General features: G+C 28.0%; 8 protein-coding genes. 6 read left to right on the top strand and 2 right to left on the bottom strand.

Features of this window, described 5'->3' with window-relative positions; translation table 11 throughout:
- Nucleotides 1–197: 197 nt before the first annotated feature.
- Both BP769_RS03000 and BP769_RS02995 read left to right on the top strand, forming a co-directional pair.
- Entirely contained in the window at nucleotides 198–1,448 is a 1,251-nt protein-coding gene (locus BP769_RS03000) for a proteasome-activating nucleotidase (RefSeq protein ID WP_413862037.1), read from the top strand.
- Nucleotides 1,449–1,694: 246 nt separating this feature from the next.
- Nucleotides 1,695–2,900 carry a PH domain-containing protein gene (locus BP769_RS02995; protein WP_413826052.1) on the top strand — a complete coding sequence of 402 codons (1,206 nt, stop codon included), beginning with the start codon at nucleotides 1,695–1,697 and terminating at the stop codon, nucleotides 2,898–2,900.
- Between the two features lie 204 nt (nucleotides 2,901–3,104).
- Here BP769_RS02995 and BP769_RS02990 read toward each other — a convergent pair whose 3' ends face one another.
- Together BP769_RS02990 and BP769_RS02985 are read right to left on the bottom strand one after the other, a co-directional pair.
- Entirely contained in the window at nucleotides 3,105–3,926 is an 822-nt protein-coding gene (locus BP769_RS02990) for a pyrroline-5-carboxylate reductase family protein (protein ID WP_409197731.1), read from the bottom strand.
- A gap of 24 nt (nucleotides 3,927–3,950) precedes the next feature.
- Complete coding sequence (locus tag BP769_RS02985) at nucleotides 3,951–4,778, bottom strand: alpha/beta fold hydrolase (RefSeq protein WP_413862035.1); 828 nt, start codon at nucleotides 4,776–4,778, stop codon at nucleotides 3,951–3,953.
- Nucleotides 4,779–4,916: 138 nt separating this feature from the next.
- Here BP769_RS02985 and BP769_RS02980 point away from each other — a divergent pair, with 138 nt between their 5' ends.
- The 4 genes from BP769_RS02980 to BP769_RS02965 all read left to right on the top strand — a co-directional run bounded on the left by BP769_RS02980 (nucleotide 4,917) and on the right by BP769_RS02965 (nucleotide 13,843).
- A complete protein-coding gene (locus BP769_RS02980; protein WP_409197729.1) occupies nucleotides 4,917–6,140 on the top strand; it encodes an FprA family A-type flavoprotein in 1,224 nt (407 codons plus the stop codon).
- 124 nt (nucleotides 6,141–6,264) lie between these two features.
- On the top strand, nucleotides 6,265–6,939 hold the full coding sequence (locus tag BP769_RS02975; RefSeq protein WP_409197728.1) for a DNA alkylation repair protein: 675 nt from the start codon (nucleotides 6,265–6,267) through the stop codon (nucleotides 6,937–6,939).
- 233 nt (nucleotides 6,940–7,172) lie between these two features.
- Nucleotides 7,173–8,846 (top strand): thermosome subunit alpha, encoded by a 1,674-nt coding sequence (thsA, locus tag BP769_RS02970; RefSeq protein WP_409197727.1) that lies wholly within the window; start codon nucleotides 7,173–7,175, stop codon nucleotides 8,844–8,846.
- Between the two features lie 1,442 nt (nucleotides 8,847–10,288).
- Nucleotides 10,289–13,843: a transglutaminase domain-containing protein gene (locus BP769_RS02965; protein WP_413862033.1), complete on the top strand. Its 3,555-nt coding sequence runs from the start codon at nucleotides 10,289–10,291 to the stop codon at nucleotides 13,841–13,843.
- Nucleotides 13,844–13,937 lie beyond the last annotated feature (94 nt).

The raw sequence follows: 13,937 nt of genomic DNA, 5'->3' as shown, positions 1-13,937 counted from the left end.
ATAAACTATAAATTATTAGTATTATTTGAAACAAGTTTCATTAGATTTAAATACTAGTAACTAAAAATAGATTAAATACATAATAGTAACTAAATGTAATTATAATGGAATCGAAAAAATAATTATTAATAAGCAAAAATAAATAATAATTATAATTTAACAGATAAAATTTTAAATAAAAAAAGGAGTGATTCACCATGCCAGAATCTTCTCAAGAAATAGATAATAGTGTAACTGAAGAAAATAAACAAGAAAATCTTGAAAAAGAATTTGCACTATTAAAAGAAGAACACACAAAAACTAAACGTAATTTAATGTGGAAAATAAGAAAACTAGAAAAAGATAAAATACTCACAGAAAATGAAAAAATACGTTTAGAACGAGAAACAAAATCATTACGTGGGGAAGTAGAAAGATTCAGAACTCCACCATTAATATTAGCTACAATAACTGAAGTTTTAGATGATACTAGAATGACAGTAAAAAGTAGTACAGGACCACACTTCCTTATAAATTACTCAAAATTTTTAGATCCTAAACTATTAGTTCCAGGATCAAGAGTAGCATTAAACCAACAAACATTTGGGGTAGTAGAAGTATTACCATCTGAAAAAGACCCATGTGTATCCGGAATGGAAGTAGAAGAAAAACCTGATGTAACCTATGATCAAATTGGAGGATTAGACTCACAAATAGTTGAAGTGAAAGAAACAGTAGAATTACCACTTAAACATCCAGAACTATTTGAAAAAATTGGAATAGACCCACCTAAAGGAATTCTTTTATACGGTCCACCGGGAACAGGAAAAACATTACTAGCAAAAGCAGTAGCAAATGAAACAAATGCTACTTTCATTAAAATAGTAGCATCAGAATTTGTTAAAAAATATATAGGAGAAGGAGCAAGACTAGTAAGAGAAGTATTTGAACTAGCAAAAGAAAAAGCACCAGCAATCATATTTATAGATGAAATTGATGCTGTTGCAGCAAAACGTTTAAAATCTAGTACTAGTGGAGACCGTGAAGTACAAAGAACACTCATGCAATTATTAGCAGAACTCGATGGATTTGAAAGTAGAGGAGACATAGGAATTATAGGTGCTACTAACAGACCAGATATCCTAGATCCAGCACTTTTAAGACCTGGAAGATTTGATAGATTCATAGAAGTACCATCTCCAAATGAAGAAGGAAGAAAAGAAATCCTCAAAATTCACACATCCAAAATGTCATTATCTGAAGAAGCAGACATCGATTTACTCGCAACACTCACAGATGGAGTGTCTGGTGCAGACTTAAAAGCAATATGTACCGAAGCGGGAATGTTTGCTATTCGTGAAGGAAGAGATAAAGTCATAGTATCAGATTTCATGGATGCTGTGGAAAAAATTGTTGGATCAGAAAAAGATGAAGAATTTATAAAAGAAGCAGGTGTGATGTTTGGATAAAAAAATCCAAATTCATCCTTTCTTTAATTAATAAAAAATATAATTGGCCAGTGATGAACCCTATGAGCTCTGATATGGTGATGAATGATGGGCGATCTGAGGCCAATTTTTTTATAATATTATCTTAATATAAAATTTTACAATACTATTTTTAAACTTTTACTAATTTTATTTAAAATCCTTTAAACAAAATAATTTCATATAGAAAGTGTTTTAAATAAAGATATCTAATAAATATAAATTACTATGTTAAAAAGAGATAAACGATGGTCTGGTGAAGAAACTTTACTAGTGACTAGACCAAATTTTTTTCTAAGTAATAAAGGCATTATGATTGCAGTAATATTACTTGGAGTAATTTTTTATGTCTACACAGCCACCATTCAATTTGTAGCCAATTTAACCGTTAACACCATCAACTTTGTACAATGGCCTCTAACAGAATACACAGCAATAGCATTCTTAGTTATAGGTATATTAATTGTTTTATACATATTATTTGAATTATTATCTTGGTCTTCATACAAATATACTATAACTTCTGGTAGGATAATAACTGAAAGTGGAGTTATAAGAAAAGATAAATCTAGTATGCCTTATAACACTATTCAAGATGTTGTCATAAGTCAAGGAATCGTAGGTAGAATGATAGGTATAGGATCAGTACTATTATATAGTGCATATGATGGTAAGGATTTACAATTAACTCAAATATCAAATCCTCATGAAGTTGAAGAGATAATTTTTGAACAGTTACAATATAGTAAATTTCAATCACAACCTGTTACACCTATTCATAATAATATGGGGCCTGAAAATTCATATGGGTCTCAAAATCAAGAACCGTATAATCAGTATAATCAACAGAATAATCCTTATCAGAATCAGTATCAGGAACCTGTTGAGAATAATCCTTATCAAAATCAGTATCAAGATCCAGAATCATTTTCTAAAGATTATGGTTTCAGTACTAACTTATATACTATGGATGATGAAGAAAGAGGTTATGCTTATCATGATAGAGAAAATCCGGATTTAAATAATATAAGAAATCAACAAGAATATTCACATAATCCTGTTGATGATCGTGACTTTGATAATAATATTAAAAGAGCTATGCGCAATATGGATGGGGATGTAAAGTTTAGAAATAATGAAAATCCAAATTTAAAATCCCATAATCTTTTTGAAGAATTAGGTAAAAATAAAAATGGTCCACATAATCTTTTTGATGATGAACGTGAGGAATATTATAATGAACCTGAACCACAAGTTCAACCTAATTATCAACAATCTCCTTCTCAGTTCAATGAATATGAGGATTATGATTATGCTCCTTATTTAAATAATGATGATGAACCTGTTGAAGAAATTCATAATGAGAATCATAGAAATCTTGAAGATAGTGATATTATGAAACGTCATGATTTAAAATTTAAAAAGAATAAATAATTTCAATAATTTAATTTTTTCATCTACTTCATGTAGATGTACTATCACTATTTTTCACATTACTAATTATATGCTCATAATTTAAAAAAATATTATGCTCTCTAAGTTAACTTAACAATGTTAACGTAATTATTATTAATCAATAAATCATTTTAAAAGAATTAAAAAATAGACTAAAACAAAAATAAGATAAAAAATTTTAATTTAATATTTTTTAAGTAAAATTTTAAACAATTCTTTACTATCCTCACTAATTTCAGAATCTAAATAATCTAAACCAAATTGGGTAATTCCTCCAGGAGTAGCAACTTTTTCTATAACTTCATTTGTTTCAAAACTATCATCTAAAATTAAACCTGTACCTAATAAAGACTTAGTTATTAAATAAACAACATCATCTTTACTAAAATTACTATTTTTATCAGCAATATCCGCTATTTTTTCAACAAGTAAAGATAATAAAGCTGGAGAACAACTAGTTAAAATAGTTGCTATTTTTAAATCTTCATAATCATGAACTACTTTAACAAAACTAAACTCATCAAATAATCCCTCAATAAAAACTCTTTCAGGATTAGAAACATTAGAATTATGAGTAAATAAAGTTATACCTTTTCTTCTATTATTTGATGTTATTTCAGAAGCTTGTCCAACATAAGAAGCTAATGTAGGGATTACAATACTTAAACTACCTTCATAATAATCTTCAACTTCTTTGAAGTTTATACCTGCACAACTAGTAATTATATGAACATTATTTTTTAAATAAGGTTTAATTTCACAAATCACATCTTTAAAATCAGGACTTTTTACACAAATAATTATAACATCACAATTTTCAGCAATCACTTTATTATCATCAGTAATAGTAACATCTGGATAAATTTCTTTTAAACTTTCAATTTTACTCATGTTATGATTACTTACAAAAAGAACCTCATCTTCTAATAATAAATCTAATTTCAAAATATTATTAACAATCATGGATCCCATGTTTCCATAACCTATTAATCCAATATTAAACACTTAAATCACAACCTTTTAATTTTTTTATTCTTCAACTATTTGTGGATAAATCTTAACATTACCTTCTTTAATAAAATCAACCATAATTTCATTAAAAAGCTTAGGTTCTAAAAGATTCCACATATGTAATGCTTTATCAATTTTCAAACATTTAGCACTTGGAAACTTAGAATGGAATAATACACTACTATAATTCACAACTCTTTCATCTTTAGTACCAAAAGCTATTAATAAATCTTTACCTTTATCCACATCTTTTACTTCAGGTATTTTATAATTTAATGCTTCAAAACTAATATCTTTTAAATCTTTTTGGCTTATATTTTCATAACTAAATTTCATTTTTTTAGAAAATCTTCCAGAAAAACCATAATTTGCAAGCCAAGCTTTAGTTAAAAAACCCTTAGGTTTATTATCTAAAATCTTTTTTGTATTATCAAAAATATTAACCATACTGGTTTCACGTTTTTCAAAACCAACATCCTCAGGACTTGAAATGCCTGTAACTATTATTTTATCTAAAATTTCTGGATAATTACATAAAAGTTCAAATGCAATTAAACCACCAGTTCCAATACCAACAAGATTCACTTTATCCTTTTTAAAACTAGGTTTAATCTTCATTAAAATAAACTCTTTAATAAGTTCACATACTCCTTTAATAGTAAAAGTATCCATAGGAGGACTATTTCCATGATTAGGTAAATCTAAATAAATACAATCATAATTTTCTAATTGCCCTTTTTGTTCTTCCCAAATCCAATTTGATAATATTTTAGGGTGTAAAAAAATTACTGTCTCTTCATTACCTAATCCTTCCTCTTCATAAAATAATTCATTAACATTTATCATAATTTTTCAAATCACCAATAGTTTTATTTATATAAAAAATTTTAATAATAATTAATTTAAATATATTATATTAATATTAATTAAACTTTTAATAAAAATATATTATTTCATGAATTTTATTTTCAGAGGTTAAAAAATATGAAAGCTGATTCAGTAAAAATAGGAGAAGGTGTTTACTGGGTAGGGGCATTAGATTGGGATGCTAGAAGTTTCCACGGATACTCCATACCAGGAACCACATATAACTGTTATCTTGTATTTGGTGAAGAAAAAACAGCATTAATTGATAATGTTTATGCTGGTATGTCTCCACAATTATATGCTAGAATACAAGATGCATTTAAACAAGAAGGAAAAGAAGACGTAAAAATTGATGTATTTATACAAAATCATTCAGAAGCAGATCATGCAACTTGTCTTGCTGAAACTTTAAAAAAATTCCCTGATGCAGAGGTATATGCATCACCAAATTGTAATAAATTTTTAAAATTACAATACTTTGAATTAAAAGATCAAGAAATCAACATAGTAAAAACTGGTGATGAATTAGATTTAGGTGGTAAAAAATTCACATTCATCCAAGCACCAATGCTTCACTGGCCAGATAATATGTTCACTTTTTTAAATGAAGATGGAATATTATTTTCTAATGATGCTTTTGGACAACATGTATGCTTATCTCAAAGATTTGCGGAAGAAAATGATTCAGATTTTATTAAAGATGCTGCAAGAAAATATTATGCCAATCTTGTAACTTTTGGTTCACCTTCTGCAAGACGTAAACTACAAGAAGTAGCAGATTTAGGTTTACTTGAAAAGATAAAAATGATAGCACCATGTCATGGTGAAATTTGGAAGAATCCTGAAACCATATTAAATTATTACACTGATTGGTCTCATGGAGTTTGTAAAGATAAAATCACAGTTATTTATGATACAATGCATCACTCCACTGAAAAAATGGCTTATAGTGTAGCTGAAGGAATCATGAGTGAAGGTGTAGAAGTGAAAATGTACTTCATGCAAGAGGATGGAGCAGATGATGTAGTGTCTGATGTTTTAGATAGTAAAGCTATTGCAGTAGGTGCACCTACAATGATGAACAATCCATTTCCACGTATAGGAAACACTATGTACTGGTTTAATTGTTTAAACTTTAAACAAACCACTAGTATTAAAAAAGCATTAGTTTTCAGTTCCAAAGGATGGGGTGGAGGAGCTGTTAAGAAACTTGAAGAATCTCTTGAAGGTGCAGGATTTGAAATATTTGATGATGTGGAAACAACATTCACACCTACAGAAGAAATTCTTGAAGAATGTTATGAAGCTGGTAAAAAACTAGCTAAAACTATAAAAGAATAAAATTTACTTTTTTTATATTCTTAATTTTCTAATTTTTTTTTTTAATATATTATATATAATAATTACATTTGAAAAAAAAATGGAAATTTTACTATTTTTTTAAATATTATTTTTGGTGAAAATTATGGAATTTGAAGATATTATACATGAGTTAGAATCTAATCAAAATTTAGATAATATTAAAGGTATGGAACGATTTGGGATAAAAACTTTAAAAGCTTATGGTGTTAGAATTCCTTTTTTACGTAAAATAGCTAAAACAGTTGGTAAAAATCATGAATTAACTTTACAATTATGGGATTATGGATATCATGAAACAAGATTACTTGCTACCATGGTTGAAGATCCCGGTAAAGTAACTGAAAATCAGTTAAACGAGTGGGTTTATAGTTTTTATAGTTGGGATATAGTGGATCAAGCTTGTTTAAATCTTTTTGATAAAGTTCCATTAGCAATTAATAATATTCCTATCTGGGCTCAAGCTGAAGAAGAGTTTGTTAAACGTACTGCTTTTAGTCTTATAGCAGTTTTAGCAGTTCATGATAAAATCTCATCTGATGATTATTTTTTTAAATTTTTTCCAATTATTAAAAATGCCTCTTTAGATAATCGTAATTTTGTACGAAAAAGTGTAAGTTGGGCTTTACGAAGTATTGGTAAACGTAATATTGTTTGTAATCAAAATTCTTTGGATTTGGCTTATGATATTCTTGAAATGGGTAGTAAAAGTTCTAAATGGGTTGCTCGTAGTGTTATTAAGGAGTTAAGTAGTGATAAAGTTCAAAGTAAATTTTCTTAAATTTTAATCAAAATATTAAATTAACTTTTTGTAACTTTTAACCGTAAAGCTTTTATATAACCTCTAACCCATGTTATAAATGATGAATAAACAATAATATTTATTCTTAATTTTAATAAAAAAATTAAATTTTAAAATGAAAAACCATAAAACAAAGTTTAAAGCTCTTAAAAGCTAAAAAACGAATTTTATGTAAATTTTTTAGAAAAAATAAAATATGAAGGTGGATAATAATGGCAAATGGAAATCAACAAAATCAACCAATATTCATTCTACGAGATGGAACAGAAAGATTCCAAGGAAGTAGAGCAACAAAAATGAACATACTAGCAGGAAAAACTTTAGCAGAAACAATTCGTACAACCCTTGGACCTAAAGGGATGGATAAAATGCTAGTAGATGGTATGGGAGATATTGTTGTAAGTAATGATGGAGCAACCATACTTGGAGAAATGGATATTACACACCCAGCAGCAAAAATGTTAGTAGAAGTAGCTAAAAAACAAGATGATGTAGTAGGAGATGGAACCACTACAGTAGTAGTGCTTGCTGGAGAATTACTTAAAAAAGCAGAAGAACTTTTCGAAAATGGAGTTCATGCAAGTACTGTCCTAAGAGGATTCACCTTAGCATTAGATAAAGTTATAGAAATATTATTTGGAATATCAATAGATGCCAATGATAAAGAAACTTTAGAAAAAATTGCAAAAACCGCAATGACTGGAAAAGGAACAGATGTCGCAGCTGATGAACTTTCAGATGTAATAGTAGAAGCAGTTTTACGTGTAGAAAATAATGGAAACGTTGATAAAAAAGACATAAATATACAAAGAGTTAATGGTGGAGAAATTTCCGAATCAGAAATAATAGATGGAATACTCATAGATAAAGGTCGAGCTTCACCTTCAATGCCTGAAGAAATAAATGATGCAAAAATCGCATTATTAAAATATCCAATAGAACACAAAGACACTAACACTGATTCCAAAGCAAACTTTTCTAGTCCAGAACAATTACAAATGTTCCTTGATAGTGAAGAACAAGAATTAAAAAATATGGTAAATAATATTGTAGAATCAGGAGCAAATGTTTTATTCTGTCAAAAAGGAATTGATGATGTTGCAATGCATTACTTAGCTAAAAATGGAATATATGCAATAAAACGTGTTAAAAAATCAGACATATCCCGTATTGCAAAAGCAACTGGAGCTGAATTAGTAACCGATATTAAAGATTTAACCTCAGATAAACTTGGTACAGCAGGACATATCTTTGAAAAGAAAATATTCGATCAAAAATTTACTTTTGTAGAAGAATGTGATAATCCTAAATCCTGTAGTATAATAGTAAGAGGAAGTACAAGACACATATCCTCAGAAATTGAAAGAGCTTTAGAAGATGCATTAGGAGTAGTTTCAGCAACAATTGAAGATGAAAAAGTTGTTATTGGTGGAGGATCACCAGAAATTGAAATGGCTAAACAATTAAAAGCATATGCTGATACTATTGGAGGAAGAGAACAATTAGCTATTAAAGCATTTGCTGAAGCATTAGAAATTATTCCAAGAACTTTAGCAGAAAATGCAGGGTTAGATGCAATTGATGTTCTTGTAGATCTTAGAAGTGCACATGAAACAAATCCTTACATGGGAATCGATGTATTCACCGGTGAAGTAGTTAACATGAAAGACCGTGGAGTAATCGAACCACAAAGAGTTAAAAAACAAGCAATCTTATCTGCAGCAGAAGCATGTGAAATGATATTACGTATTGATGATTTAGTTGCAGCAGAAGGATCATTAAACAAACCAAACAAAGCAGAAGGAATGGATGACCCAGGTAACCTTCCACCAATGCCTCCTCAAGGAGGAATGGGTGGTATGGGCGGCATGCCTCCAATGATGTAAGAAATTTATATTAAATTTTTTAACATCTTTCTTTTTTTTTATTTCTTTCATTAAAACTTTTTTAAAAAATTTTATTTATTTTATATAATTAATTATTTCAAATTACTTTCCTAAAATTTTTAGTTTAATAATTAACTAACTTTTAGTTTTAAGTTTTCGAAAGTAAAAAAATTCTTAAATTTCATTACTACTTTAAATTCTTAAATTTCAACCGATATATTCTATAAAAATTTACTTTAATTAAAACTTAAGATTTTAAAAGAACTTAATCAAAAATTAAAACTTAACTATTAAACTTTTTTTAAGGTAATAACTTAAATATTACTTAATTTATCCAGTAATAAGTTAAAATCTTTAAATTTTTATTAAATTATTGATTTATTTTCCTTTTATCTTAATTTAAAGCTTTAATATTACATATCTATTTTCATGTCATAATATTTTGTGTAATTATTATCAATAAATTTTAAAACAATAAAATTTTTTTTAGATACATTACCATTTTTTAAACTTAATTTAATGATTTTTCCCCTTTATTTAATGTAATTAAACTATAAAACTCCTTTTTAGGTTTATTTATTAGTTAGAAACTTTTATATTATAATAACACTATAAATCTTAACCAATCTATTTTGGATGAACTATTAAAAAAAAATTCTAAGATGGATTGTTTTTATTTTAAAAAAATGTTATTACCGATTTTTTTACTTAGAAAATATAAAAATATTTTTCCCGTAAAAAAATATAAAGTGGTAATATTGTGAGGTGAAACAATTTCAATTGGGAGTAAAACTTTACTAGTCGTACTCTTAGTTTCATGCTTCGTTTCTATAAGTGGAGTATGTGCTACTGAATTAAACAATCAAACTAGTATTGAAAGTTCAGACAATGGAATTTCAAATAGCAATCAAATTACTATAGATAATAATAGTAGTCTAAGTACTGGTTCAAGCAATTCAAATATTTTAACCAGTAATGCTAATGGAAATGATGACAGCAATTATACAACAAATAATGATAATAATTTAAAATCATCTAATGCAGTCATTTCATTATCTAATTCAGATTCTAGTAATATAAACACTATATTAACTGGATATAATTTTACTGAAATTTATGGACAAGGATTAAATTACACAGTTTTATTAACACAAGCAGATGGAACTCCAGTTATTGGACAACACATTGCGTTAAATTTAACTAATCCTTCTAATGGTTTAAGTAAAATTTATTGGGCAACAACTGATTTACAAGGTAAAGCTTATCTTCAAATCAATTTATTTCCTAATGATTACACAGCAAAAGCAAGTTTTGGTGGATTCACTACAAGAAATAATGTAACTTATAATCCTAGTACTGCTTCAACAAACAGTATTACAGTATATTCCGCTACAACCAATTTAACATCAACAATTATTAATGTAAATCCTTATACGGCTGTTTTGGGTCAAAATGGATATTTTAATTTCACATTAGTTGATGTTAGTGGTAATCCTATCTCAGGACAAACTGTTTACTTAACTTTATCTAAAGGATCTGCAAGTAAAGTATATACAATTGTAACTGATTCTACTGGTAAAGGATCAATGTTAATAGGTTTAGGTGCTGGAACTTACACTGCTGAATTAAATTATAAAGGTAATAGTAAGTATTTAGCTTCTGCAGCTTCTACAAGTATAACTATAACTAATAATAATGTTAATATTAAAGATACGGTTATTAGTGGAACTACTGGTTCAATACAATATGGAAGTAATTATGAAGTTGTGTTATTAGATTCTAATGGAAATCCTGTATCTGGTCAAACAATATATTTCACTATTTCAAAAGGAACAACAAATGTAACTTATTCCAATGTAACCAATAGTAAAGGAATAGCTTACTTAAAACTTAATCTAGCTTCAGGAGCATATAATATGACTTACTCTTTTGAGGGTAGTAATACTTATGCACCTATATCTGGAACAAGTTCATTTTCTATATATGAAACTGTAACTTCCGTTTCAGGTAATGCTTTATGGCTATTTGGTAAGAATATGTACTCTGTTGATTTAGATAATTTAAAAAACAATGGAGTTAACGCTATATTTCTTAGTTATGGTGCATTTTCATTATATACTAAAAGTGCTATTGAATCTTGGATTTCAACAGCAAGTTCTAAAGGGATAGATGTTTATATTTGGATGCAAATATTACATGAAAATGGATCATTTTATAATCCAGTTATATCTTCAACTGGTGCTATAAATACTACATTACTTGATTCTAAAGTTAATGATGCAATCACTTACGCATCCACATCTGGAATTAAAGGAGTATTATTAGATTATATTCGTTATGCGGGTAATGCTTACCAATATAATGGTTCTACTGCAGCTATTAATACATTTGTATCAGAATTAACAAAAGCTATTAAAACTGTAAACAGTAACCTAATTGTTGCAGGAACTATCATGCCAGAAACTACTTCTGGAGCATATTATTATGGTCAAGATGTATCTCAACTAGGACAATACTTAGATGTATTAATGCCAATGTTATACAAAGGAAACTATGGTAAAACTAGTACTTGGATAACAAGTACTACTAAATGGTATGTTCAAAATGGTGCAGGGGCATTAGTTTGGGCAGCATTACAAGGATATAAATCTGATAATGATGTTACATTACTCAGTGCAACTGAACTTGCAAATGATGTTCAAGCAGCATATGATGGTGGAGCATGTGGAGTTTCTGTATTCCGTTATGGTTTAACAAATATAATAAATTTTACAAACTATGAATCCATTGTGAATAATAATGAAACTACTATAAGTATAGATTTAATTGGAAGTGCTGCAACATCACTTAAAGATTTAATTGAAAAAGATTATGAAGGGCAGATTCCTGAATATGTTGGAATTAATGGTGTTAAATATACTACACCACAATTCCTATACTTCTTATCTACAGCAATTGCAGAAATTAATAATGGTTCTACAGCTAATATTCCCATAATATCTATTAGTGGTCCATCTGGATCAAAAGGAACAAGTGTATTATCTAATATGAATAAAACTGATTATCTAAGTTTAGCAAATTCAATTAGTAATTATATGTCATCAACTAATTCTGCTAATCCGGGTATAAGCTCAAACATTGGAGTTATTCAATATAATACAATTGTTTATACATTTACAAAAGTTATGGCTTATTATTATAATCATAAAACACTCCCCGCTAGTGTAGTTGTTACTGATATTTCTGATAATTATTACATTAACGTAATAGCTAGACCAAGTGCAAGTAATTATACTGGATTTAAATATGCTTATTATAATACAACTTTCATTAACTATTGTCCAGATTGTGATTTATATGGAACATTATTAATTAATCCTAAAAATGTATCTGAAGTTGAATTAACATGTGCAATTTGTGATTCTGATTATTGTGCAGTAACTGGTAAAGAAAAAATCGTAGGATCTACAAAAGTTTTAACTAAAGTTGGAGTTAGTGTTCTTGTAAATGCTACTTCTGATAATAGTACAGATAATGGTTCAGATATTGTTGGTTCTTTAAGTATTAATGATATTAAATCTATTGCAAATACAGTTAGTCAATCTGTTTTAAGTACTGGTTATTTACCAAGTTCTGTAACTTATAATGGTGTTGAATATACTATTGCTCAAGTATCATATTTAATGGGACAAGCTATTTTAAATATTAATAGTGGTAATAATAATGCTGTTGATTTTGTGGATGTTAATTCTCCAAATAATTCAACAGGTAGTGCTACAGGAACATTAACTTTAGCTGACACTATTTTATTGGTTAATCGGATTATTGCTTATGTGAATACTAATAACGCTTTACCAAATTTTGATAAAAGTTCTAGTATTGGTCAAATTAGTTTTGAATCATATACTTATGCTTTCTCAAAAATGTTAGTATTTGTTAATACTAATGCACGTTTACCTAACTCTGTATCTTTTGATTCTTCAACTGTTAAAGGTGTTTTAAGTTCTAATTCAACTAATTCAACTAATAAAGTTTATGTTTCAATAGCGGATGTTATTAGTGCTGCTGAAAGAGTTCAAGCATTTATTGTAAAAAATGGTAGATTGCCATTATATACAACATTAAATGGTGTTCAATATGGGGAATCTAGATTTGCATATTTAATGGCGACTGCATTGCTAAAAATTAGTGCAGGGCAAACTGATAATATTGCAGTTGCTGATGTATCTAGTGCACCAAACTCTGCAGGTGATAATTTAACTGGTCAATTATCAAGTACTCAATATTTAGCTTTAGCTTCAAGAATAATTGAATTTGTAAATGCAAATGGTTACACACCTAACTTTGATTCATCAAATGGTTTAGGTAAAATATCCTATGATAATTATGTTTACATATTTGCTAATATCTTAACAAGCTATGCAAGTACTAATACTTTACCTACAAGTATTAGTGTAAATACTAGTATTATTACTACAAGCTCATCTTCTAGTTCTAGCGATTCTGGATCTGGTTTAAATGAGAAAGGTGATGGTACTGATACTTCAAAATATCTTGTTGCAACTAATAATTGTGAAGTAAATAATGCACAAATTAAAGCTTTAGCTGCTAGTTTAACTAGTGGTTTAACATCTTCTCTTGCTAAGGCTACTGCAATATTTAATTATGTACGTGATGAAATCACTTACAGTTTTTATGCTAATACTAAATATGGTGCTGTTGGTACTCTTAATGCAGGTAAAGGTAATTGTGTAGATCATGCACACCTTGTAATTGCTTTATGTCGTGCTGCTGGAATTCCTGCTAGATACGTTCATGGTAAAAATTGTGTATTTAGTAGTGGACTTGTAACAGGTCATGTATGGGCACAAATATATGTTGATGGTGTTTGGAAAGTAGCAGATGCTACCAGTAAACGTAATAGTTTAGGGAATATTGTGAATTGGAATACTGGTAGTTTTACTTTAGCTGGTATTTATAGTTCATTAAGTTTTTAAACACAAAATTTATTTTAAGCAATTTTTAAGGAATGAATAATTATTCTTCCTTAAAACCTTTTTTTATATTATTTTTTTTATTGTTTTGATTTTC

The sequence above is a fragment of the Methanobrevibacter sp. UBA417 genome (genome assembly GCF_002508845.1).
In the GTDB taxonomy this organism is placed as follows: domain Archaea; phylum Methanobacteriota; class Methanobacteria; order Methanobacteriales; family Methanobacteriaceae; genus Methanobrevibacter_A; species Methanobrevibacter_A acididurans.
Note: the sequence above shows the minus strand (reverse complement) of the source record. Positions and strands in the feature narration are given on the sequence as shown.

Coding starts and splice junctions, on each gene's coding strand:
- BP769_RS03000 (WP_413862037.1), top strand. CDS start 198: ATGCCAGAATCTTCTCAAGAAATAGATAATAGTGTAACTGAAGAAAAT.
- BP769_RS02995 (WP_413826052.1), top strand. CDS start 1,695: ATGTTAAAAAGAGATAAACGATGGTCTGGTGAAGAAACTTTACTAGTG.
- BP769_RS02985 (WP_413862035.1), bottom strand. CDS start 4,778: ATGATAAATGTTAATGAATTATTTTATGAAGAGGAAGGATTAGGTAAT.
- BP769_RS02980 (WP_409197729.1), top strand. CDS start 4,917: ATGAAAGCTGATTCAGTAAAAATAGGAGAAGGTGTTTACTGGGTAGGG.
- BP769_RS02975 (WP_409197728.1), top strand. CDS start 6,265: ATGGAATTTGAAGATATTATACATGAGTTAGAATCTAATCAAAATTTA.
- thsA (WP_409197727.1), top strand. CDS start 7,173: ATGGCAAATGGAAATCAACAAAATCAACCAATATTCATTCTACGAGAT.